The following is a 24,305-nucleotide window of genomic DNA, read 5'->3' as shown; positions in this document are numbered from 1 at the left end:
GGCGCGCGGAAGAGGGCGCCGTACCGAAGTACGACGCCCTCCCGGAGACGTGCCGCGCGCCCGATCAGCGCGACGGCAACTGCCGCTCTGACGCCCCCACGTACAGCTGCTGCGGACGACCGATCTTCGACATCGGGTCGGTGTTCAGCTCACGCCACTGCGCAATCCACCCGGGCAGCCGTCCGATGGCGAAGAGCGCGGTGAACATCCGCGGCGAGAACCCCATCGCCTTGTAGATCACGCCCGTGTAGAAGTCGACGTTCGGGTACAGGCGACGCGACACGAAGTAGTCATCCGCAAGGGCAATGCCCTCGAGCTCCATCGCGATGTCAAGCAGGTCGTCCTGCACGCCGAGCGCCTCAAGGACGTCGGTTGCCGATTGCTTCACGAGCTTGGCGCGCGGGTCGTAGTTCTTATAGACGCGGTGCCCGAAGCCCATGAGCTTCACACCGCGCTCCTTGTTCTTCACCCGCTCGACGAACCGCGACACGGGCTCACCCGAGTCCTTGATCTCCTGCAGCATCTGGAGGACCGCCTCATTGGCGCCTCCGTGCAGCGGACCGGAGAGCGCGTTGATGCCTGCGGAGATCGACGCGAACATGTTCGCTTTCGTGGATCCGACGAGGCGAACAGCGGATGTCGATGCGTTCTGCTCGTGGTCCTCGTGCAGGATCAGGAGGCGGTCCAACGCCTTCGAGAGCACTGGGTTGCCTTCGTATGGCTCAGCCATTGTGCCGAAGTTCAGGCGCAGGAAGTTATCAACGAAGGACAGCGTGTTGTCCGGGTACAGGAACGCCTGCCCGATCGACTTCTTGTGCGCGTAGGCGGCGATGACCGGCAGTTTCGCGAGGAGGCGAACCGTCTGCAGTTCGACCTGCTCGGGGTCGTCGACGTCCATGTCGTCTTCGTAATACGTCGACAGCGCATTCACTGCGCTGGAAAGCACGGACATCGGGTGCGCGGAATGCGGCAGGGCGTCGAACAGGCGGCGAAGATCCTCGGGCAGCAGCGTGTGTCGGCGGATCCGAGCGTCGAAATCGGCGAGTTCCGACGCCGACGGCAGCTCCCCGTAGATGAGCAGCCAGGCGACTTCGAGGTAGGAGCAGTTCTCTGCAATCTGCTCGATCGGGTACCCGCGATACCGGAGGATGCCCTGATCGCCGTCGATGAAGGTGATCGCGCTGCGCGTTGCCGCAGTGTTCACGAACCCGTAGTCGAGCGCGTGGAGGCCGGTCTGCTTGGCGAGAATGGAGATGTCGATCGCGCTCGCACCGTCGACACTGCGGACGATCGGCAGCTCGGCGGAACCGCCGGGGAACGTCAGGGTCGCGGATTCTCCGGAAACGGAGGATTCCGGGCTCGGCAGTGTGGCCGCGTTCTGAACGTCGTTGGCAGTGTCAGTCACACCTCCAGCCTAAACCGCCAGCGATGGAGGTCGTGCACACCCGATACCCATGCACTTGATGGGAATCGTGAATTGCCCACCTGTGGAAAGCGGGTCAGCGGGAGTTCGCGGCCCCGAGCCTCCGGAGCCGTGCGGCAGCGGCCGCAACGCGTTCATCCGTCGCCGTGAGCGCTACCCGGACGTGACGGGAGCCGGCGTCCCCGTAGAAGGATCCCGGGGCGACGAGTATGCCAAGCTCGGCGAGCGCGTCGACGGTCTGCCAGCAGTCCTCGTCACGAGTCGCCCAGAGGTACAACCCAGCGTGACTGTGGTCGATCCGGAATCCTGCGACCTGAAGTGCATCGAGGAGCGCGCTCCGCCGCGCGGCGTACACGCCCTTTTGGGCGAGGACGTGCTCGTGGTCGGCGAGCGCGACGGCCATCGCCTGCTGCACGGGGGCGGGCAGCATCAGGCCTGCGTGCTTCCGGACTTCGAGCACTTCGGCGAGGACGCTCCGGTCCCCCGCGGCGAATGCGGCTCGATACCCGGCCAGGTTGGACTGCTTCGAGAGGGAGTAGACGTTGAGGACTCCGGCCGCGCTATCGCCGATGACGCGCGGGTCGAGGATCGTCGGAGTCGGCGCCGTGTCGAATGCAGCGGACCAGCCGAGTTCGGCGTAGCACTCGTCCCCGACGATCAGCGCTCCGAGCTCGCGAGCGCGGACGACCGCGGCACGCAGCGCGTCGAGCGGGAGCACGCGTCCGTCCGGGTTGCCGGGCGAGTTCAGCCAGATCAGCTTCGTCCCCTCCGGCCATGCACGAGGGTCGTCAGCGGCGATCACACGCGCTCCGACGAGTGCTGCTCCGAGCGCGTAGGTGGGGTAGGCGACCTCCGGGACGACGACGGTGTCGTCCGCGCCGATCCCGAGCCAGAGCGCAAGACCGGCGATGAACTCCTTCGAGCCGATCGTCGGGAGCACCTGCGTCACGTCGAGTCGCACGCCGTGACGGTCCGCGTACCAGGCGCAGATCGCTTCACGTACGGCTGGGGTTCCGATGACCTGCGGGTACGAGTGCGCGTCGGTTGCCTCGGCGAGCGCGGCCCGGATCAGCGCGGGGGTCGGGTCGACCGGCGACCCGACGCTGAGGTCGACGAGGCCGTCAGCGTGGCTTTCGGCCACGCGCCGCGCGGGCGCGAGATGGTTCCAGGGAAAATCCGGCAGGTCGAGCGGCACGCTCAGCCTCGGGGCGGCTCGGCGGCGACGACCGGGTGGTCCTTGTGGATGACGCCCACCTTCGCGGCGCCGCCCGGCGAGCCGAGGTCTTCGAAGAACTCGACGTTCGCCTTGTAGTAATCGGCCCACTGATCGGGAAGGTCGTCTTCGTAGTAGATCGCCTCAACCGGGCAGACCGGCTCGCAGGCGCCGCAGTCAACGCATTCGTCCGGGTGGATGTACAGCGACCGTTCGCCTTCGTAGATGCAGTCGACGGGACATTCGTCGATGCAGGCGCGGTCTTTCACGTCCACACAGGGCTGGGCGATGACGTAGGTCACGGGGTGTGCTCCACTTCGGTTCGGGCGGGTCGAGTCTACTCTGCGCGGTCCTGCTGACCGGCTTCGCGGCGACCCTGCGGGCGCAGATCACGGTCGGTCTGGAGGCCCGGGTCACGGCCGGTCTGGAGGCGCGGGTCAGGATCGGTCTGCGGCCGCGGCCCACCGCTGGTCTGGAGGCGCGGCCCACCTCGAGTCCGGAGGCGCGAGAAATCGGGCCACATGATCACGATGATCGCGATGAGGGCTTGGCCGAGGGTCCATGCCTGTCCGGCAACGTTGTCGGGCACCAGGACGGTGTCGGACCCGAACCCGTACGCCATCGCGAGGGTCACGCCGAAGCAGACGAGCGCCTCCAGGAAGACCAGGAGCCGCGAGCGCAGCGTGAGCCGCACGCCGACGAGCACGCAGGCGATGAGCAGGAGATCGAGGACGGCGCCGATCGGCACGGAACCGGCGCTGACCTGGTGCGTCACGGTCCCGAGTGCGCCGATCACGAGCCCGACAGCGACCATCGCGATCGCACCGAGGAGCCGCGGGCCCCGGTTCGGGTCGACCGCAGACGATCCCGCGCCGCCGAGGACGCCCGGTTCGCTGCCTCGCGAAGCGTCGACGGCCGCGCCCCTGGTACCGAGCATGCCGTCGGTGCGTGCTCCCGCGGGGCGGCGGGTGAAGCGTTCGACGGCGGGTGCCTCCTGTCGCGCACCATGCGGCATGATCCATCGGAGGGTAAGCGGATCGGCCGGATTCGCGGGCTCGAGCGTGAGCTGGCTCCGGTACTGCTCGAGCGCGGCCCGCACACGGGCGCGCACGGGCAGAACGTCGACGAGGATGACGTCGTCCGTGTCATGACCGGGCGCAGTCGGTGCGCCAGTGTTCGCACCGTCGGCGGTGCGCGTAGCTGCGCCCTCGCCCGGGCCCATGCCGGGGCGTGTCGCATCGGAGTCGATATCGGCATCCGTGATCTCGACGAATGGGACCCCCTCGGCCTCGGCTGCGTGGCGGGCCACGTGGTGCATGAGCACGTGGTCGGGGTGCCCGTACCCCCCGTCGTCCGCGTAGCTGACGACCGTTTCGGCGTGGGATTCGCGAATGGCGACGCGGACGTCGGCGACGAGCTCGGCGAAGTCGGCGCGGCTCAGGGCATCGGCGGGCGCATCGCTGACGGGCTCGGCTCGCCCGTCGGGCCCCCATTGCATGCCCGAGTCGGTGTATCTGCGCGGCGGGAGACCGTCTGCCCGAGCACCTGGGCTTCCGAGCCAGAGCTGGCGAGGTCCGCCGAGCGCCGCGAGTGCCGCGCGCAGTTCGCGCTCACGGTGCGCGGCGACGGCCTCAGCGTGTCCGGCGAGCGGCGCCAGCTCTTCCGTGAGCATCTCGCCGCGCTCCCCGCGGGTCGCCGTGAGGACGGTTGGGGTGTCCCCGCTGGCGATGAGCGTCGCGATGGTGCCGCCGGTCGTGAGGGTCTCGTCGTCGGGGTGCGCGTGCACGAAGAGGACGTGCTCGGCATGGTGCTCGTTGGATCGGGGCATCCGGGCCAGGATATCGACCTATTTCGTGGTGACGATGTAGGTGGCGGTGATGCCTGTGGATCCTTTGGAGAAGAGCACGACCGCGCGATAGTGGGTGGCCTCGAACAGCCCGAAGGCGCTGACGCCGTCCTGGTGGCTGACGGTTGTCGAGAACCCGGCATTGCCCAGCAGGTGCGTGGCGTCCGCGAACTGGTTCAACGAAGCGACGCGTACTTGCACGACCCAGCCGCTCTGATTCGGTCCGGAGCCGCCGCCGAGCACTTCGCCGTCCACCAGGGGCACCGCGCTGGTGGGGTATCCGGGCGGAAGCATGCCGTTCGACAGGATCTTCGCGCCCTGCAGCGCGTTGCTCAGCGCTCCGTCGATCCCTCCGGCGAGGCTGGCCATTCCGCGCTGGATCGCGCCGCCGGAGATGCTCGACACCCCGTTCGCGACGTTGGAGGCGACAGCGGATCCGAGGTCGCTCGCCTGCTTGGCAGCGCCGGCGCATCCGCTCAGCGCGCCCAGCATGAGGAGACCCGCGGAGGCAGCGAGCAGAGGTCGGATCGGGGAACGCATCGCGGGAACACTAATCGAACGAACGTCAAAGACCGACGGAAGCCTGCTGTGAATCACCGCATCGCATCGTGGTGAACAGGAGGCTCGACCCGTGCTCGCCCCCGCTGTGCAGCGCAATCGAACCGGACGGCGATGGTTCGTAGCCGGACGGGAACTGGCCCGTGACGGGGTTCCGCGGCTGCGGCCATGTGCCGCGGATGTCGAGCTCGATGACGTCGCCAGAACGAAGCCGAGTGGCATGCGGGAGCAGTGCGACATCGACGGGAATCGGCGTCCCGGGAACGAGTGGTTGCAGCGTCCGGTACGTGTGCACAGGCTGTGTCGACGTGGAGAGATCGGTGTCGAGTTTGTGGAAGCCCGCGCGTTGCCAGCCCGCGGTTATCGGGTCGCCCGAGTAGCCGAATGACCCCTCGAACGTGATCTCGCGCCCGTCCCGGAGCTTCCGCATCGCGACGAACAGGGACACGTCTGTGGTGTCGATCGCCTCGACCCAGAGGCGGAGCCAAGCGCTCCCGACGACGTCGAGCGTCGAATCCACCACCCATCGGAATTGCAGCCCGGGCCCGTGCGTGCGCCAAATCCGGCGGCCGGGCGCTGTGACCGGGCGATCGACGAGGAGGCCCGTTGTCACGTCCAGATGCAGCCGCCGCTCCGTGGCGTCCTCCGGCGGCCAATCGGCTCGGTCATAGATCGCGGCGGGCTTCCGGTGCGCATCGGTGACCCGAATTCGGACAGGCGAGCGGGCCTCCCACCCGTTGTCGATGCCCCGGAGGAAGTGATCGAAGAACGCGGCCTGTGTGCGCTGGGCGTCGGCGCTGGTGAAGGTCGACCATTTGCCGTCACGGTGGGTGACGAGCCACTTCTGCTCGGAGCCAGCACGGCGGAATGCCTCAAATGACCCGCGGGTGTGCAGGTTGTGGTCGGAGAATGATCCGCAGACGAGCATCGGCACGCGTATCGCGCCGAGGTCGGGCGTTCGCTCCTCGTACCACTGATCGCGCGTGACTCGGTGCACCTGCTCCTGGCGCAGGTCGTCGTTCACTCGGGCGAGCCTCCGCGACAGCGCGCTCCAGATGATCGCGAATCCGTCCTCTCGGATGCCGCCGGGTCGGAGAAAGTCACGGTAGATGTCGGTGAACCCCTCCCATGGGCAGATTGCGGCAAGGTGCGGTGGACGCAGGGCGGCGACCTTGTACTGGCTGATCGCAAGGTACGAGACGCCGAGGAGTCCGACCCGACCGTTCGACCATGGCTGCGTACCAGCCCACCTGATCAGCTCGGCGTAGTCGGCCGCCTCCTCGTCGGAGAACAGCGACGAGGACCCTTCTGCGCGGCCTCCGCCCCGGAGGTCGGCGTTCACCACCGCGTATCCTCGCCGGACCCACACGACGGGATCGGGCGCCTCCCAGGAGGTCCATTCCGAGATCGTGATGGGGTCCGGCTGCGGAAAGAGCCGGAATTGGAAATTGAGACCGCGACCGCTCCGGGTTGCGGCTGGGATCGCATCCTTGTTGTACGGGTGCGCCGACATGATGACGGGGACCGGCTCGTCCGTCTGCGGCCGAAAGACGTTCATGCGGAGCGTGACTCCGTCGCGGAGGCGCACCGGGACGTTCCACGCAACGTTGACGTCGTTGGGGGCCGGTGTGACGTGCACCCGAGGACGAATCGCAGTCTGGACGCGGCGCATCAGGCCGCGGATCGGTGGGACGCTCATGAATGGGCCTCAGCCGAAACGCGGGGCTCTGTTAGTCGAGGAATTCGCGAGCAGCGGAGACGAGCGCCTCCACGCCGACCGGAATGGACGGTTCCGCGAGCGGTGCGTAGAACGGTGAGTGGTTGCTCGGCGGCTCTTCGCCGCGCTGGAACACGGCGGGGTCGGTGGTCCCCGTGAACCAGTAGACGATCGGCGCTTCCGCTGCGGTCGCCAGCTGGCCGACGTCTTCGCTTGCCATGACGAGACCGTGCGCGTTCTCGAGCCGGACAGCGCCGGAGCCCAGCGCGCGGAGCACGCGCTCGGCGGCTGCCGGATCGTTGACGAGCACGTCGGCGCCGGGCTCGCGCGTGATCTCTGGCGCGGGCAGGCCGCCTGCGGCGGCTTCGGCCCCGACGATGCGCTCGATGGCTGCGAGAATCTGTGCACGAACCCCCTCGCTCCGCGCACGGGTGCTGATCTCGATGGTCGCGTCGTCCGGAATGATGTTGCCGCGTGTCCCGGCATGGAAGGTGCCGATGGTCACAACCGCGGGTTCCGTCGGCGCGATTTCCCGCGACACCACCGTCTGCAGGCGGACCACGGCGGACGCAGCCGCCACGATCGGGTCGAGCGTGGTGTGCGGTGCCGAACCATGGCCTCCGCGGCCGTGGAACGTGACACGCATCCGGTCACTCGCGGACATCACGGGCCCGAATCCGACGCCGATCATTCCGACGGGAGCGGGAGCGCTGTGCTGTCCGAGCACGATATCCGGGCGCGGGACGCGGTCGAGTAGGCCGTCCTCAACCATGGCCCGGGCGCCACCGATCACTTCTTCCGCCGGCTGGAAGATCGCGACGACGGTTCCGGCCCACGCATCCCGGCTGGCGAGGAGCCGCTCGAGCGCGCCGAGCAGCCATGTGATGTGCATGTCGTGTCCACACGCGTGCATCGTCTGCGTCTCGTTGCCGTCCGCGTCGATCACCCGATGCTCGCTCGCATACGCCAGGCCGGTGCGCTCCTGGACCGGAAGGCCGTCGATGTCGGCCCGCAACCAGACCACGGGACCGTCGCCGTTTGCGATGACCCCGAGCACCCCGGTCCCGCCGACGCCCGTGATCGGGTCGACACCGAGATCCGAGAGGCGGTCGGCGATGACCTGCGCGGTCCGGCGCTCGTGGAACGCGAGTTCCGGGTGACGGTGCAGGTCCTGATAGATGTCGAGCAGTTCCAGGGTCATGCGTTCACCGTAGCCGCCGATACGCATGGCGACGAGGCCCGTCCTGCCCTCTGTGGACAGAAGCGAGCGGCGGACGCCGGTGGAAACTGGCGACCGCCGCCCGGAGGAACGGGAACAGGACTGCTATGCGTCCTGACGCTTGAGTCGGGCCGCCGCACGAGCCCGCGACTGCGCGTCGAGCTCGACCTTCCGGATGCGGACCGCGTCCGGCGTGACCTCGACACACTCGTCCTCGCGCGCGAATTCCAGGCACTCCTCGAGCGAGAGCTCCCGCGGGGGCGTCATCGACTCGAAGGTGTCGGCCGTCGACGACCGCATGTTCGTGAGCTTCTTCTCTTTCGTGATGTTCACGTCCATGTCGTCGGGCCGGGAGTTCTCGCCGATGACCATGCCCTCGTACACCTCTTCGGTCGGCTTGACGAAGAACGTCATCCGCTCCTGCAGGTTCGTGATCGCGAACGGCGTCGCCACGCCCGACCGGTCGGCGACGATCGACCCCGTCGTTCGGGTCGTGATGGCACCGGCCCACTCGCCGTATCCGTGCGAGATCGCGTTCGCGATACCCGTGCCGCGGGTTTCCGTGAGGAACGAGGTGCGGAAGCCGATGAGCCCGCGCGACGGGACGATGAACTCCATCCGGATCCAGCCGGTGCCGTGGTTCGTCATGTTCTCCATGCGACCCTTGCGCGCGGCCATGAGCTGCGTGATCGCGCCGAGGTGCTCCTCCGGCGTGTCGATCGTCAGGTGCTCGTAGGGCTCGAGAAGCTTGCCGTTCTCGTCACGACGCGTGACGACCTGCGGCTTGCCGACGGTGAGTTCGAATCCCTCACGGCGCATCTGTTCGACGAGGATCGCGAGCGCGAGTTCACCACGGCCCTGGACCTCCCACGCATCGGGACGACCGATGTCGCGGACCTGGATCGACACGTTCCCGACGAGCTCGCGATCGAGACGGTCTTTCACCATGCGGGCCGTCAGCTTGTGCCCCTTGACCTTCCCCACGAGCGGCGAGGTGTTCGTCCCGATGACCATGGAGATGGCGGGGTCGTCGACCTTGATGATCGGCAGCGGCCGGACGTCGTCGGGATCGGTGAGGGTCTCGCCGATGGTGATGTCCTCGAACCCGGCGACGGCGACGATGTCGCCCGGTCCGGCGGACTCCGCCGGGTAGCGGTCGAGCGCTCGGGTCATGAGGAGCTCGGTGATGCGGGCGTTCTGCACCGATCCGTCGTGCTTGACCCAGGCGACGGTCTGCCCCTTCTTCATCGTGCCGTGGAAGATACGGAGCAGCGCGAGCCGACCGAGGAACGGTGAGGCGTCGAGGTTGGTGACGTGCGCCTGGAGTGGGTGCGCGTCGTCGTAGGTGGGCGCCGGCACATGCTGCAGGATCGCCTCGAACAGCGGTTCGAGGTCGTCGTTGTCGGGCAGCGACCCGTCCGCGGGCTTGGTACGGCTGGCCGCGCCGGCGCGACCGGACGCATACACCACCGGAACGTCGAGGATCGCGTCGAGGTCGAGGTCGTCGACCTCGTCCGAAAGATCGGACGCCAGGCCGAGCAGCAGATCCTGCGTCTCGGACACGACCTCGTCGATGCGCGAGTCGGGCCGGTCGGTCTTGTTGACGAGCAGGATCACGGGGAGCTTCGCTGCGAGCGCCTTGCGCAGCACGAATCGCGTCTGCGGCAGCGGCCCCTCGGACGCGTCGACGAGCAGGACGACGCCGTCGACCATCGAGAGGCCGCGCTCGACCTCGCCGCCGAAGTCGGCGTGGCCCGGGGTGTCGATCACGTTGATGGTGATCGGGCCGTCCGTCGCGTGGAGGCCCGCGTACCGGATCGCCGTGTTCTTCGCGAGGATCGTGATGCCCTTTTCGCGCTCCAACTCATTGGAGTCCATCATTCGGTCGTCGGCCTCGAAGTGGGCGTCGAACGAATTGGTCTGGGTGAGCATGGCGTCGACCAGGGTGGTCTTGCCGTGGTCCACGTGTGCCACGATTGCGACGTTGCGCAGGTCGGACCGGGTGGCGAGCGCCATACAGGACTTCCTTTGAGGGGGGTAGGGGATGATTGCGGACGAGACCGGCGCGCATGGGCCGGCGATTCCGACACGCCAGTCTACCGGTGCCCTGTGACCGGGAAGGAACGATGAGCCAACGCGGGAGTGCGACGCGACCACGGGCCTCCGAATCGACACCGACACTGCCGGTCGATCGGCGCCGCAGCCTTCGGGTGCGCATCGGCTGGGAAGTCGTCATCGTGCTGCTGCTCTCGCTCGGCGCGAGCGCGCTCTACTCGATCGTGCAGATCATCAGCGACTCACTGCAGACCACGCCGCTCTCGCAGCAGTCGACGGCGCTGAACACGTCGACCTCGCGCTTCGAGTACATCGACCTCGTCAACCAGTTGCTCGGGATCGCGACCGATCTCGCACCGGTGGCACTCGTCTGCTACCTGCTGTGGTCGCCGGCTCGACCGCACCTGCAGCGTCTCGGGATCGACCGCTTCCGGCCGAAGCCCGACATCGGCGCACCGCTCCTCATCGCGGCGTGCATCGGAATCCCCGGCATCGGCCTGTATTTCCTCGGCCGCGCGATCGGCATCACTGTCAACGTCGATCCGAGTGCGCTCGGCTCCTACTGGTGGTCGATCCCCGTGCTCCTGCTCTCCGCGGTCCGCGCCGGCATGCAGGAGGAGTTCATCGTCGTCGGCTACCTCTATGAGCGGCTGGCGCGCCTCGGGTGGAGCCGGTGGACGATCATCGTGTCAGCGGCGATCCTCCGCGGAAGCTACCACCTGTACCAGGGGTATGGCGCCTTCATCGGGAACGCGGTCATGGGCATCGCCTTCGGGTGGATCTACACGCGGTGGGGTCGACTCCTCCCCCTCGTGATCACGCACTGCCTGCTCGATGCCGTCGTCTTCGTCGGATATCCGGTCGTCGCCCACGCGTTCCCCCACCTGTTCGCATGACGATCCCCGACTCTTCGCCGCACTCCGAGCGGCAGCGCACGGACGACCTGGTCATCGTCTCCCCGTCGATGCGGAGGCTCGCCGGGTTCCTCTGGCTGGTAGCGATCCTCCTGCTGCCGGTCGCCGCGCTCACCCGAGGACCGGCGGCGGTGCTGTTCGCGCTCGGGCCGTCCACGTTCCTCACGGCGTTCGCGTGGTTCGTCCTCTGGCGTCCCCACATCCGGTGCGCTGACGACGCACTCGTCATCGCCGACGTGCGTCGGACGACGACGATGGCCTGGAGGCGCGTCCAGGGTGTGCGTGACCGCTACGGCATCGAGATCGAGACATCCGAGGGGCTGCGGCGCGCGTGGGTCGCGCCGGCGCGCTCCTCCCGCCTGGCGATCGGCGCACGCCGACTCACGGTCGCGGAGGCGGCGGAGCGTATCCGCGACCGGATTCCACCGGTGATCGAGGAGGACGGGCCACCTCCGGCCACGGTGGTTCCGGCGCCCATCACCACACGCGTGCATGGTTGGACCGTCGCGCTGCTCGTCGTGCTCGGGCTGCTCGCATCGGTGCTCGGCGCCCGGATCTGAGTGCGTGCACCGGGCCGCATGTGGACCGGTGCACGCACTCGGGACGGTTCGACGCGCCTGCTCGCGCGCGATGCGATTAGACGTGCGCCGCCCGACGTTCGCGACGTTCGCGCTGCAGACGAGGGTCGGGGAGCGGGACTGCCGAGATCAGGCGCTGCGTGTACGGGTCCTTCGGGTTGCGGAGGACTTCGTCGGTCGTGCCCTGCTCGACGAGCTTGCCGTGGTTCATCACGACGATTCGGTGCGCGAGCACGTCCACGACGCCGAGGTCGTGGGTGATGAACAGGCACGCGAACTGCAGCTCCTGCTGGAGTGCCTGCAGCAGCTCGAGGAACCGCGCCTGCACGGATACATCGAGCGCCGAGGTCGGTTCGTCGGCGATGAGGAGCGGCGGCCGGAGGGCGAGCGCGCGCGCGATGCCGACGCGCTGCCGCTGTCCGCCGGACAGCTCGTGCGGGTAGCGGTTCCGGAACGAACGCGGGAGCTCGACCTCGTCGAGGAGCGTCTCGACGCGGCGGTCGAGATCGCGACCCTTCGCCTCCTTGGCGAGGAGGATCGGCTCGCCGATGCTCTCACCGATCGGGATACGCGGGTTCAGCGAGGATCCCGGGTCCTGGAAGACGATGCCGGTGTGACGGCGCATCTCACGCAGGCGCTTCGCGTTCATGCCGCGCATGTCGGCGCCGTTGATCGACAGCAGGCCTGAGTGCACGGGGAGCAGACCGACCGCGGCGCGCCCGATCGTGCTCTTGCCGGAACCGGACTCGCCGACGAGGCCGACGACTTCGCCGGGGAGAATGTCGAACGTCACGCCATCGACCGCTCGGAAGGCGGGGACCCGACCGCGCTTCGGGTACTCGATGACGACGTCCTCGAACTTCAGGACCGGCTCTCCGCTCTTGCGCTCGGCGATCGGAGCGCCGGCCGGCAGCGGGTCGAGATTCGGCCGCGGCACGGCCGCAAGCAGTTGACGCGTGTAGGGGTGCTTCGCGTCCTCGAACACCTCGACGATCTCACCCGACTCGACGATGCGGCCGTCCTTCATCACGACGATCTTGTCGGCGATGTCCGCGACGACGCCCATGTCGTGGGTGATGAGCACGATCGCGGCATCGACCTTGGTGCGCAGCGCGCGCAGCAGGTCGAGGATCTCGGCCTGCACCGTGACGTCGAGGGCGGTCGTCGGCTCGTCGGCGATCAGCAGCTTCGGGTCGCAGGCCAGCGCCATCGCGATCATGCCGCGCTGACGCTGGCCGCCGGAGAGCTGATGCGGGTACTTGTCGACGGTCGTCTCGGGCGACGGCATCTCGACGAGACGAAGCAGCTCGATGGCGCGCTCGCGGGCATCCATCGGCGGCATCGCCTTGTGGACGCGCAGCATCTCGATGATCTGGAACCCGACCGTGTACACCGGGTTCAGCGCGGTCATCGGCTCCTGGAAGATGACGGCGATGTCCTCGCCGCGGAGCTTCCGCAGCGCTGACGCCGAGATGCTGCTGATGTCGCGGCCGGCGAACTCGATCGTGCCGTGCACGCGGCCATTCGGCGGCAACAGGCCGAGGAGCGCCATCGAGCTGGAGCTCTTGCCCGAGCCGGACTCGCCGACGATCGCCAGGACTTCACCGGGCATCACGTCGTACTTGAGGTCGATGGCTGCCGGGTACCAGGTGCCGTCCACCCAGAAGTCGACGCCGAGACCGTCGATCTTGAGGACGGGAGTGCCCGCCTCCATCGTGGTCATGCTCATTGGGTCTGGAATCCTTTCACCAGGGCCTTATGCCACCATTGACCGGTGAGCGAGCCTGTCGTACTCCGCCCACGATTCGGCCTTGTTCTGTGCTTCATCGTGTGGGCGATCATTGTCGTAGCTATCGGTTCCCTGATCGGACAGGGTGACGTTCTGAACGCCGTTCGGTTCATCCCGGCGTTCCTGCTCGCGGCGTTCGGCTGCTGGATGCTCTTCTGGGCACCCGCAGTGCAGATCGACGCGACCGGCGTGCGGCTTCAGAACATCGCCAGAGCCGTCCGAATCAGCTGGCCTGCCGTCGCGAGCGTCGACACGAAGTACACGCTCACGATCCGAACCGTCGGAGGTCGTCGGTTCGGAGCGTGGTCCGCTCCCGGCCCCAGCCGCCTCACGACCTTCCGCGCGACCCGGCAGGACCTCCGCAACCTCCCCAAGACCACCTATGGTCCCGGGAACAGCGTGGGCATCGGCGACCTGCCGAGTTCCGACTCGGGCCTCGCCGCGCTCCGCGTCCGTCAGTACTGGGAGCAGCTCCGCGCCGCGGGGCATCTCGACTCCGGCGCCGTCGAAGGCAGCGGAGTCGAGACGACCTGGTACCGCACGCGACTGATCGTCTTGGCGGTCCTCGCCGCAGCCACACTGGCAGGTGCCCTGCTCTGACACGGTGCCGGCGTTCGTCGCAGACATCACGCGGTGGGCTCGGTTGCGGTTGCCGGCTTCTCGCGGGCCGCCGACTGCGCCGCCTTGGCCTTCCGGTTCAGCATGCGCCGCTGCCGCGGGTCGAACGCATCCCGGAGGCCATCGCCGATGAAGTTGATGGTGAGCGCGATGACGATGATGAAGATACCGGTCCACCAGAAGAGCCACGGGCGCGTCTGGAAGGCGTTCTGGTAGAGGTTCATCAGCGAACCGAGCGAGACGTCCGGCGGCTGCACGCCGAGTCCGAGGTAGCTCAGCGCGGCTTCGAGGAGGATCGCGGCGGCCATCGTCAGCGTCGCCGAGACGATGATCACACCGGCCGCGTTCGGCAGGATGTGCTTGAACATGATCCGCATGCTCGACGCGCCGGCGACCTTCGCCGCGTCCACGAACTCGCGTTCGCGAAGCGCGAGCACCTCGCCACGCACCAGTCGTGCGAGCGACGTCCAGAGCAGCAGGCCGAGGATCAGCGCCAGGACGAATGATCCGGAGCCCGAGGCGAGGTGGCCGACGATCGCGGCGAGCAGGATCAGCGGGACGATGATCACCATGTCCGTGAATCGCATGAGGAGCGCGTCGATGCGGCCGCCGAAGTATCCGGCCACCGCGCCGATGATCGATCCGATCGCGGTGGAGACGATGCCGATGACGACGACGATCATGATCGACTGCTGAATACCGCGCATGACCTCCGCGAACACGTCGCGCCCGACCTCGTCCTGCCCGAAGGGGTGCTGGCCGAGGTGGAACGGCCAGACCTGCAGCGTCGGCGCCGTGCCGTTGACGATCGGCAGGATCTGGTCGTAGTTGTAGGGCCACCAGCCATGGAGGTGGAAGCCGAGCGCGTCGATGCCCTCAGAGCTGAAGGCGAGAACGATCACGAACACGAGCACCACGAGCGAGATCATGGCGCCCTTGTGCCGCACGAAGCGGCGGAAGATGATCCGTCCCTGGCTGAGGCCCTCGACCTCTTTCAGCTCGATCGAGGTGTTCTCGGACTCGAGCTGCGCGGTGCCCTCGAGATCGACCTCCTGGTCGACGTGGTCGCCGGGGATCGTGGCGGTGTTGCGCGGCAGCGGCTCTTGCCGCAATGCGTCCTGGTTCTGAGCGTCGGTCATGCGGAAACCCGGATTCGTGGATCGAGAGCGGAGTAGATGGCATCGGCGACCGCATTGAAGATGATCGCGGCGATACCCGTGACGAGGAACACGCCCATGACCGTGTTGACATCGGTCACGTTGATGGCGTTCTGGAAGAGCGCCCCCATGCCCTGCCAGTTGAAGACGGTCTCGGTCACGATCGCCCCACCGATCAGCGCGCCGAAATCGAGCGTGATGATCGTGACGATCGGGATGAGTGCGTTGCGGAATGCGTGGCGAACGACCACCGTGCGCTCGGTCAGACCCTTCGACCGCGCGGTGCGGATATAGTCCTGGTTCATCACGTCGAGCATGCTCGCGCGGGCGTACCGGCTGTAGCTCGCCAACGAGGCGAGCATCAGCGCGAGTGTCGGGAGCAGCAGATGCGTGAAGTGGTCGATGCCGGTGATCCAGAAGTCGCCGCTGAGACCCGGGGTCACCGAGCCGATCGTCGCGATGGGACGACCGTTCGCGGACGCGCTGTTGGCGTAGACCGACCATGCCTGCATGTAGCGGTCGAGGGCGATCGTCAGCGCGACCAGGAGCGCGGTGATCCCTGCCGTTCGTCCGGAGATCCAGCGGTCATGACCGCCGAAGGCCCAGCCGATGAACACGCCGACGCCGATCGCGGCGAGGAGCAGCACGATCGCGAGCCAGAGGCTCATGTACGGGAGCACGTATTGGAGGGGGTAGTAGAGGATGATGCCGAGCACGGCTGCGCCGAGGGAGGCGTAGAGCGCCTTGCGGTTCTCGAGTCCGGTCGACAGCGCTGTGACCAGGAATGCGAACCCGATGCCGATGATGCCCACCATGCCGATGCCGAGGCCTGGATTGTCGAACCAGCCGGTCACCGACAGGATCTCGAGGATGCCACCCGTCACGACTGCCGCGACAACGAACACGATGAGCCGCCGCCTGGCGTTCCCGCCGATGATCCCGAGCCAGACGATGCCGGACACCAGCGCGAGCACGATCACCGTGATCGGGCCGATCGTCGGACTCGCGAGGAAGTTGTTGAAGCCGATCGCGACGTACTGCTTGAGCATGACGGCGAGCCAGAAGATCGGCAACGAGAAGAAGAGGAACGACAGGAAGGTCGCTCCGTAGTCGTACGACGTGTACTGCCGCAGTGCAGTGGTCACGCCGATGATCACGCCGAAGATGATGGCGATGAGCGACGCCGTCGTCACGAGCTGGAGCGTCGACCACATCGCACTGCTCAGCTGTGTCGTGACCGCCTGCCCCTGAATGGTGTCACCCAGGGTGAAGTGTCCGATGAACACCTGGAGGATGCCGCCGAGCCAGATGAAGTACCGCAGGAACGGTGTGACGTCGAGGTGGAGCAGTTGCGTCCGCTGCGCGATCAGCTCCGCCTTGTTGCGGGCGTGGGACTCGAGCAGATCCTGCAATGGGTTGCCGGAGTAGCAGGTGAGCACGTAGACGATGTACGACGCGACCGCCAGCACGACCAGCGAGGCGAGGAACCTTCTGGTGAGGAATGCGACCATGTACGGGCCTTTCTCAGGTCGGGTTGGCCGGAAGCGAGTCGGATCGTGTCCGGAATCGTCTGGCCAACCGTCAAAACGTACCCGACGTCTTCGCCGTGATCCACTCGGAGAGTGCTGGACTCTCGCTGAAGCGGCGAGCGGCCGGGTGTCGCGCGGGTGGGGCGCCGAAGCAGTGTTGCTGCCTCGACGCCCCACCTGCGTCAGGTGCTTCGACCCATGCGGGTCTCAGCGGTTGGAGTTGTTACTTGGAGGACTTCTTGTGCTGCGAGGTCCACTGCCAGTAGTTCCAGAACACCGTCACACCGATCGGGTTGTCCTTGACGTTCGCAACCTGCTTGGACCAGGCGGTGACGTCGGGGAACTGGAAGATCGTCACGGTCGCGGCATCGCCGACGACCTTCTTGTCGATCTGCATCTGGAGGTCGCGGTTCTGCGCGGCGGTCCCGGTCGAGTACTCGAGCTTGTTCCAGAGCGCGTCGACGGACGGGTTGGAGTAGCCCTGGTAGTTCGACGAGCCTCCGGTCTGGAACTCGGTCTGGCTGCCCGTGTAGGCGAGGCTGGTGTACTGCCACGCGAAGATGCACGCGTCGTAGGAACCGTTGCCGAGGTTCTGGAAGAAGTCAGCGCCCGGGCTGCCAACGTCCTTCACCGTGATACCGGCCTGCGCAGCCGACTGCTGGATGAGCGAGAACTCGCTCGCACGGCGCGGGTTGTCGTTCGGGTACGCGAACTTGACCGTGAGGTTGCTCACGCCGGCCTTGGCGAGGAGCGCCTTGGCACCCGCGATGTCGACCGAGTCGTACAGCTGGCTCATGCCGTTCTGCTGGACCGTCTGGTCGTAGCCGGTCGAACCGGGGAGGAACTGCGTCGAGTCGTCAAGCTTCGCGCTCGGGTTGAGCGGCTTGATGAGCTTGTCGAGGATCTCCTGACGCGGGATGACCTTCAGGAAGGCCTCGCGGACCTCCTGCGCCTTGGTGGCGTCGCCACCGTAGGTCTTCGGGTCGAACGGACCGCCGTTGTTGAAGGTCAGGTCGACGTGCTCGTACGAGGCCTCGGCCGAGTTCGAGTAGTTCACCGTGTTCAGCTTCTTGATCGCGGCAAGCGTGTCGGTCGTCGCCTGACCGGAGATGATGTCGACCTCACCGTTCTGGAGGGCCTGCACCTGCGCGGTCGGGTCAGCGATGAATCGAACCGTGAGGTTGTCGACCTGCGGGGTCGGGCCACCCTTGTAGTTCGGGTTCTTCGCGAGGGTGATGTACTGGTTCTTCACGAACCCGGTCACCTGGTAAGGGCCGTCGGTGACGAGGAGCTTCTTGTCGCTCGGCATGCTCGTCACGTTCCACTTGGTCGACCACACCTTGGCCATCGCACCGATGGTGGCGGTGTCGTTGTCCTGGATCGCCTTGATGACGGCCTTGTCGGCGTCAGCATTCGAGACCTTCTTGTTCGGGAAGGCCTCCTGGTAGACGATGTGCGCCGGGAGGGTCGGCGCGAGGAGCGACTGCTCCCAGTCGACGTACGGCTTGTCGAACGTCGTGACGACGGTCTTGCCGTTGTTCGAGACGGTCGGCACCTTGGTGATGCCGTCGAGGCCGGAGCCCGCGTTCACCGAGTTGAAGTTGATGCCGCCCTTGGCGTTGTTGTACTTCGAGATGCTCGACGCCCACTGCAGCAGGATGTCCGCCGCGTTCACCGGGTCGCCGTCGCTCCATTGCGCGTTGCTCGACAGGGTGTACTTGATCTTCAGCGGGTTCGACGACTCCTTGGTGTAGGTGCCGAAGTCGGTGTTCTTCACCAGCTTGGGGGTGTTGTCGTAGTAGTTGAAGCCGAGCGCGCTCGTCAGGTACGCAACGTTCGAGTTGTACGTGCTGTACTGGTTCGACACGAGCGGGTTCAGCGACGTGACGGCCGAGTTCTGCGCGATCGAGAGCGACGTCTTCTCGCTGATGGTGCTCGCCTTGGGTGCGGAGCAACCGGCAAGCACGACAGCTGCCGAGCCTGCGATCGCGATCGCGCCGATTGCCGTGCGCCACCGCCTCTTGGTGATGTTCACTCTGTGATCCTCCTGGGATGGAATGTGATCGAACGCGCGGAGACGAGGTGCTCGGCCCGTTCGAGAGAACGATAGGTGTGGCTTGGGACGGGCTCAAAATCCTCACCGAAGTTGTTACACATCGGAAACGGGCACGCACGATGATTGCAAATACAGCCGATTGATTGCATTTGAGGCCGAGATTTTGCAACGATTCTCCTTGACGCTGCAACGCTTTTCCGGATGCACAACGCCAGCCGTCCGGCGAACGAACGGCGGATGAACGGGCGTCCTAGCGTGGGGCTGTGCTTCCTTCTGACATCACGGCCATCCGATCGTTGTCCACACCGACTGCCAGCGCTGATCCGCTCCACGGCGGCCTCACGCTCGTCGCCGTCGCGACGCCCGACCTCGACCTCGACGCCTACCGGTCCGAGATCAGACGTATCGACTCCACCGGACGCGCTGATCGTTGGACTGGCGGCGACTTCGACAGCGCTCCCGTCATCTCGCCAGACGGAACCATGGTCGCGTTCCTTCGCGCAGTCGAGGGCGACTCCGGAAAGCACGCCCAGGTCATGGTGATGCCGTCGAACGGCGGGGAGGCGCGTGCGGTGTCCGCGCTCCCGCTCGGTGTCGAAGCCATCACCTGGTCACCCGACAGCGCGCGGATCGCTGGCCTCGCTCGGGTTCCGGAGCGCGGTCGATACGGCACCCGCGGCGCAGACGACCGGCAGGTCAGCCCGGACGCGGAGGCCCCACGCCACATCCGCCGTCTCGACTATCACGGCGACGGTGTCGGCTATGTCGGCGACCAGCCCAAGCAGCTTGTGGTCATCGATGTCGCCGCGGCGCTGGACGGCTCGCCAGCCGATCACGCGGTCACGGCGCTGCCCTGCTCGATCGGCGCTCCCACGTGGACGCCGGACGGGGCCGCGATCGTCGCTCCGGCGCCGAGGGATCTCGGCGCTGTGGAGACCCTCGCTTCGGATCTCTACCGGTTCGACCCGAACACGGGCGCGACGTCGCTCATCGCTCGGAGTGCAGGGAGCGTCGAAGCCGCGCGCTTCGGACCGGATGGGACGCTGTTCTGGCTGGGTGCGTCGGATGAGGAGGGCGTCGTCGCCGAGCCGGGTGGCCTGTGGGCGCTGCCCACCGGCGCCGATGTCGATGGCGCGGTGCGGCTCACGGAGCGTGCCAGCGTGGATGTTCTCCAGGATCGGTCGGCGTTGCAGTTCCGCGGCGACGACGTGCTCGTCGCCGTACTCCATCGGGGCGCGGTGGAGATTCGAGCGGTCGCGTGGAAGGGCGCCGACGCCGCCGCGTCGGTCGCGCTGTCCGAGCTTCGCGTCGTTCTCGGTGGGGAGGTCGCGGTTCGCGGGTTCGTGGTGATCGACGATGTGATTCTGGCAACCGTCGCAGACGCGACCTCGCTCGGCGAGGTCGTGCGCGTTGACGCGTCGGGACGGGTGCAGCGGCTTTCCGACTTCGGCGCCGCGCTTCGGGCGACCGGGCTGCATCGGGTGGAAGAGCTCACGGGCTCCGCACCGGACGGCTATCCGGTGCACGGCTGGCTTGTGCTCCCGGAGGGCGACGGGCCGCATCCTGTCCTCCGCGTCGTCCACGGTGGTCCGTTCACCCAACAAGAGTGGGCGCTGTTCGACGAGGCGCAGGTATATGCGTCAGCGGGCTACGCAGTGGTGCTCGGGAACCCTCGCGGCTCGGAGGGGTATGGGCTGGAGCACGGCCGCGCGGTGATCGGCGCGATGGGCACCGTCGACGTGGACGACGTGCTGGCGCTGCTTGATGTAGCGCTTGAGCGGCCGGATCTCGATGGCAGCCGCGTGGGCATCATGGGAGGCTCGTACGGCGGATTCATGACGAGTTGGCTCGCAGCGCACCACGGCGAGCGCTTCCGTGCGGCCTGGAGCGAGCGCGCGGTGAATGCGTGGGACTCGTTCTCGGGGAGCTCGGACATCGGCTGGTTCTTCGCCGAGGCCTATGTCGGAACGGACCCGGACGAGCAGCGCGCGAAGAGTCCACTGACGTACGCGGACTCGGTTCGGATTCCGTTCATGGTCGCGCATTCTGAGCACGACTGGCGGTGCCCGATCGAGCAGGGCCAACGGCAGTTCGTCGCGCTCCGCCGGGCGGGCGTTGCCGCGGAGTTGCTGGTGTTCCCCGGCGAGGGGCATGAGTTGTCGCGGTCGGGCCGGCCACGGCATCGCGTCCAGCGTTTCGAACACGTCCTGGAGTGGTGGGGCCGGCACCTGCCGCAGTCCTGATCAGGGATCCAGAGCTGCGGAACCAGGCGCAGCCGACGCACTCCGGAGCGCGGACCGCGGCCGGCGGCGGGCTTCACCCCCGCCCGCCCGCCGCGGCTGTTCGCGTTTGTCAGACCTCCGCGAAGGCGTCGATCGGCGGGCAGGCGCAGACGAGATTTCGGTCTCCGTATGCCTGGTCGATGCGGCGCACCGGCGGCCAGTACTTGGCCGCGGCGATGCCCGGAAGCGGGTACACGGCCTGTTCGCGGGTGTAGGCGTGCTGCCACTCCCCCGCGATGGCCGCATGCGCAGTGTGCGGTGCACCCACCAGTGGGTTGTCGTCCGCGGGCCAGGTGCCGGCAGCCACTTCGTCGGCCTCGGCCTTGATGGCGACCATCGCGTCGACGAACCGATCGAGTTCGGCGAGGTCCTCGCTTTCGGTCGGTTCGACCATGAGCGTTCCCGCTACCGGGAACGACATCGTCGGGGCGTGGAACCCGTAGTCGATCAGCCGCTTGGCGACGTCGTCGACGGTGATTCCGGTCGCCTCGCGAAGCGGGCGAAGGTCCAGGATGCACTCGTGTGCGACGAGGTTCTGCTCACCCGCGTAGAGCACGGGGTACGAGTCGCGGAGCTTTGTGGCGACGTAGTTGGCAGCGAGCACGGCCGATTCGGTGGCGCGGCGGAGGCCCTCGCCGCCCATCATCCGAACGTAGGCCCACGTGATCGGAAGGATGCTCGGGCTGCCGTAGGGTGCGGCCGAGACCGGAGCACGGCCGACCAGCGAGGGATCTTGCGCGAGCGGGTGGCCCGGCAGGTAGGGCGCGAGGTGCTCCTTCGCGGCGACAGGACCGACGCCGGGGCCGCCACCCCCGTGAGGGATGCAGAACGTCTTATGCAGGTTCAGATGGGACACGTCCCCGCCGAAGTCGCCGAACCGCGCGTGCCCGAGGAGCGCGTTCAGGTTGGCCCCGTCGACGTACACCTGGCCGCCAGCGGCATGAACGGCGTCGCAGATGTCTCGGACGTCGTGCTCGTAGACGCCGTGCGTGGACGGGTACGTGATCATCAGCGCGGCGATGGCACCTGCGTGCTGCTCGATCTTGGCGCGGAGATCCGCGAGGTCGACGTTGCCGTTCTCGTCGCACTGCACGACGACGACGCGCATTCCGGCGAGCACCGCTGACGCCGCGTTCGTCCCGTGCGCGCTCGAGGGGATGAGGCAGACAGTCCGGTCCGCGTCACCGTTCGCCATGTGGTACCCGCGGATCGCCATGAGCCCGGCGAGCTCGCCCTGACTGCCGGCGTTGGGCTGCACCGACACCGTGTCGTAGCCGGTGAGCTCGGCGAGCCAGCCCTCGACATCGGCGATGAGCTGCAGGTAGCCCGCGACGTCGTCTCGGGGTGCGAACGGGTGAATGTTCGCGAACTCGGGCCACGTGACGGCGGCCATCTCGGTGGCCGCGTTGAGCTTCATCGTGCAGCTTCCGAGCGGGATCATGCCGCGGTCGAGCGCGTAGTCCTTATCGGCAAGGTGCTTCAGGTAGCGCATCATCTGCGTCTCAGAGCGATGCGACGCGAACACCGGATGCGTGAGGTAGTCGCTCTCTCGGGCGAGATCGGCAGGGATCGCGCGCTGCGCCCCGGCGATGCGTGCCTCGACGCCGTGGATATCCGGCACCTCGCTTGTGGGGCGCGCCGCGGCGATCACCTGCAGGATCGCGAGGACGTCGTCCGCCGACGTGGTCTCGTCCACAGCGATCGAGACGACGTTCTCGTCGACGAGGCGCAGCAGGTATCCGCGCTCGGCGGCGCCATCGACCACGCTGTGCGCGCCTCCGGCCACGCGAAGCTGCACGGTGTCGAAGAAGCGGTCGTACGCGACCTCGATCCCGAGCGCCCGACTCGCGTCGGCGATCGCAGCGGCGGTCCGTGCGACTCGATCGGCAATGAATCGGAGGCCCTGCGGGCCGTGGTACACGGCGTACATGGATGCCATGACGGCGAGGAGCACCTGCGCGGTGCAGATGTTGCTCGTCGCCTTCTCGCGTCGAATGTGCTGCTCGCGCGTCTGCAGGCTGAGGCGGTAGGCGAGCGAGCCGTCGGCGTCGAACGAGACTCCGACGAGCCGGCCTGGCAGCTGCCGTTCGAGCCCCGCGCGAACGGCGAGGTAGCCGGCATGCGGGCCGCCGAATCCGAGCGGAACGCCGAATCGCTGCGTCGTGCCGACGGCGATGTCCGCACCGAGATCACCCGGAGCCGCGAGCAGCGTCAGGGCGAGGAGGTCGGCTGCGGCGACGACGAGTCCGCCGACAGCGTGCACGGCCTCCACGATGGGATTGAGGTCGACGATCCGTCCGGAGGCGCCCGGGTACTGCACCGCGGCACCGAAGACGCCGTCCAGCAGCGATTCGTCAAGCGACGCCGCGGCGTCGAAGGTACGAAGCTCGATGCCGACGGCCTCGGCCCGGTGATCGAGCAGGGCGCGCGTCTGCGGCAGCAGATCAGCGTCGGCGAGGAACACGTTGCCCCGCACCTTCGACGCGCGGCGGGCGAGCAGCATGCCCTCGACCACCGCGGTGCCCTCGTCGAGCATCGATGCATTCGCCGTGGCGAGCCCGGTGAGATCGGCGACCATCGTCTGGAAGTTGATCAGCGCCTCCAGACGGCCCTGCGAGATCTCCGGCTGGTAGGGCGTGTACGCGGTGTACCAGCTCGGGTTCTCGAGGACGTTCCGCTGAATGACCGCCGGCGTGATAGTGCCGAAGTAGCCGAGCCCGATCATCGGGCGACGCACGCGGTTGCGGGAGGCGATCGCCCGGAGTTCCTGGAGCGCGATCGTCTCGCTCACGGCCGGAGGGATCACGCTCAACGCGACCGGCGCGGCGTGAATGGACTCAGGTACGGCGGCGCGGACGAGAGCGTCGAGGGACGGCTGGCCGACGGCGGCGAGCATCGCCTCCTGATCGGCGGGGCCGGCACCGATATGGCGGTCGGCGAACGTGGTCTGGAGGTTGCGGTCGTCCATGGTCACGCTCCGAGCCCGGCGCGGTAGGAGGCCTCATCGAGCAGGCCGTCCGGGAGACCCGCGTCGCCGAGGCGGATTTTCACGAGCCAGCCGTCGCCGAACGCATCGTGGTTGACGGTATCCGGCGTGTCGGAAACGGCGTCGTTGACCGCGACGATCTCACCACTGACCGGCGCGAACAGTTCGCCGACGCTCTTCGTCGATTCGATCTCGCCGATCTGCTCGGCAGCATCGACCGAGCGACCAATCGCGGGCAGGTCGACGTAGACGATGTCGCCGAGCTGATCGGCTGCGTAGTCGGTGATCCCGACGACGACGGTGTCGCCGTCGACGAGGAGCCACTCGTGGTCCGGCGTATACAGCAGTGCGCTCTGGTCGGTCAT

General features: G+C 67.4%; 18 protein-coding genes. 4 read left to right on the top strand and 14 right to left on the bottom strand.

Features of this window, described 5'->3' with window-relative positions:
- Positions 1-64 precede the first annotated feature (64 nt).
- The 8 genes from CAM01S_RS01435 to typA all read right to left on the bottom strand — a co-directional run bounded on the left by CAM01S_RS01435 (position 65) and on the right by typA (position 9,992).
- On the bottom strand, positions 65-1,366 hold the full coding sequence (locus CAM01S_RS01435; RefSeq protein ID WP_083527713.1) for a citrate synthase: 1,302 nt from the start codon (positions 1,364-1,366) through the stop codon (positions 65-67).
- A 133-nt stretch (positions 1,367-1,499) separates the two neighbouring features.
- Positions 1,500-2,618, bottom strand: a complete 1,119-nt coding sequence (gene dapC, locus CAM01S_RS01430) for a succinyldiaminopimelate transaminase (protein WP_066515141.1) — start codon at positions 2,616-2,618, stop codon at positions 1,500-1,502.
- Positions 2,619-2,620: 2 nt separating this feature from the next.
- Positions 2,621-2,938 (bottom strand): ferredoxin, encoded by a 318-nt coding sequence (fdxA, locus tag CAM01S_RS14920; protein ID WP_066515138.1) that lies wholly within the window; start codon positions 2,936-2,938, stop codon positions 2,621-2,623.
- 35 nt (positions 2,939-2,973) lie between these two features.
- The gene (locus CAM01S_RS01420; RefSeq protein ID WP_066515132.1) at positions 2,974-4,464 is read right to left on the bottom strand and encodes a PIG-L family deacetylase; all 1,491 of its coding nucleotides are present in this window, start codon (positions 4,462-4,464) and stop codon (positions 2,974-2,976) included.
- Between the two features lie 18 nt (positions 4,465-4,482).
- Positions 4,483-5,022, bottom strand: a complete 540-nt coding sequence (locus tag CAM01S_RS01415) for a hypothetical protein (RefSeq protein WP_066515128.1) — start codon at positions 5,020-5,022, stop codon at positions 4,483-4,485.
- A 25-nt stretch (positions 5,023-5,047) separates the two neighbouring features.
- On the bottom strand, positions 5,048-6,739 hold the full coding sequence (locus tag CAM01S_RS01410; protein WP_083527623.1) for a CocE/NonD family hydrolase: 1,692 nt from the start codon (positions 6,737-6,739) through the stop codon (positions 5,048-5,050).
- A 31-nt stretch (positions 6,740-6,770) separates the two neighbouring features.
- The gene (locus CAM01S_RS01405) at positions 6,771-7,958 is read right to left on the bottom strand and encodes an amidohydrolase (protein WP_066516665.1); all 1,188 of its coding nucleotides are present in this window, start codon (positions 7,956-7,958) and stop codon (positions 6,771-6,773) included.
- A gap of 123 nt (positions 7,959-8,081) precedes the next feature.
- Positions 8,082-9,992: a translational GTPase TypA gene (gene typA / locus CAM01S_RS01400; protein ID WP_066515122.1), complete on the bottom strand. Its 1,911-nt coding sequence runs from the start codon at positions 9,990-9,992 to the stop codon at positions 8,082-8,084.
- 110 nt (positions 9,993-10,102) lie between these two features.
- On the opposite strand from typA, the gene CAM01S_RS01395 reads away from it, so the two are divergent.
- On the top strand, positions 10,103-10,927 hold the full coding sequence (locus tag CAM01S_RS01395; RefSeq protein WP_083527622.1) for a CPBP family intramembrane glutamic endopeptidase: 825 nt from the start codon (positions 10,103-10,105) through the stop codon (positions 10,925-10,927).
- The gene (locus CAM01S_RS01390) at positions 10,924-11,505 is read left to right on the top strand and encodes a hypothetical protein (RefSeq protein WP_066515120.1); all 582 of its coding nucleotides are present in this window, start codon (positions 10,924-10,926) and stop codon (positions 11,503-11,505) included. The genes CAM01S_RS01395 and CAM01S_RS01390 overlap by 4 nt, the downstream gene beginning before the upstream one ends.
- Positions 11,506-11,581: 76 nt before the next feature.
- Here CAM01S_RS01390 and CAM01S_RS01385 read toward each other — a convergent pair whose 3' ends face one another.
- A complete protein-coding gene (locus tag CAM01S_RS01385) occupies positions 11,582-13,252 on the bottom strand; it encodes a dipeptide ABC transporter ATP-binding protein (RefSeq protein WP_157071337.1) in 1,671 nt (556 codons plus the stop codon).
- A gap of 45 nt (positions 13,253-13,297) precedes the next feature.
- Between CAM01S_RS01385 and CAM01S_RS01380 the strand changes: the two genes are divergently transcribed.
- Positions 13,298-13,912, top strand: coding sequence for a PH domain-containing protein (locus CAM01S_RS01380; protein WP_066515115.1), 615 nt, complete (start codon positions 13,298-13,300; stop codon positions 13,910-13,912).
- Between the two features lie 26 nt (positions 13,913-13,938).
- On the opposite strand, the gene CAM01S_RS01375 is transcribed toward CAM01S_RS01380, so the two are convergent.
- The 3 genes from CAM01S_RS01375 to CAM01S_RS01365 form a co-directional block, all read right to left on the bottom strand.
- Positions 13,939-15,069 carry an ABC transporter permease gene (locus CAM01S_RS01375; RefSeq protein WP_083527621.1) on the bottom strand — a complete coding sequence of 377 codons (1,131 nt, stop codon included), beginning with the start codon at positions 15,067-15,069 and terminating at the stop codon, positions 13,939-13,941.
- Positions 15,066-16,598, bottom strand: a complete 1,533-nt coding sequence (locus CAM01S_RS01370; protein WP_066515113.1) for an ABC transporter permease — start codon at positions 16,596-16,598, stop codon at positions 15,066-15,068. The genes CAM01S_RS01375 and CAM01S_RS01370 overlap by 4 nt, the downstream gene beginning before the upstream one ends.
- Positions 16,599-16,839: 241 nt before the next feature.
- Positions 16,840-18,651, bottom strand: coding sequence for an ABC transporter family substrate-binding protein (locus tag CAM01S_RS01365; RefSeq protein ID WP_066515111.1), 1,812 nt, complete (start codon positions 18,649-18,651; stop codon positions 16,840-16,842).
- Between the two features lie 284 nt (positions 18,652-18,935).
- Here CAM01S_RS01365 and CAM01S_RS01360 point away from each other — a divergent pair, with 284 nt between their 5' ends.
- Positions 18,936-20,915 carry a S9 family peptidase gene (locus CAM01S_RS01360; protein WP_217999703.1) on the top strand — a complete coding sequence of 660 codons (1,980 nt, stop codon included), beginning with the start codon at positions 18,936-18,938 and terminating at the stop codon, positions 20,913-20,915.
- Positions 20,916-21,024: 109 nt separating this feature from the next.
- On the opposite strand, the gene gcvP is transcribed toward CAM01S_RS01360, so the two are convergent.
- Positions 21,025-23,922, bottom strand: a complete 2,898-nt coding sequence (gene gcvP, locus CAM01S_RS01355; RefSeq protein ID WP_066515109.1) for an aminomethyl-transferring glycine dehydrogenase — start codon at positions 23,920-23,922, stop codon at positions 21,025-21,027.
- A 2-nt stretch (positions 23,923-23,924) separates the two neighbouring features.
- Complete coding sequence (gene gcvH / locus CAM01S_RS01350) at positions 23,925-24,305, bottom strand: glycine cleavage system protein GcvH (RefSeq protein WP_066515106.1); 381 nt, start codon at positions 24,303-24,305, stop codon at positions 23,925-23,927.

The organism is Curtobacterium ammoniigenes NBRC 101786 (assembly GCF_001571045.1).
Taxonomy (GTDB): Bacteria; Actinomycetota; Actinomycetes; order Actinomycetales; family Microbacteriaceae; genus Curtobacterium; species Curtobacterium ammoniigenes.
This window is presented reverse-complemented; position numbering and strand designations above follow the sequence as displayed.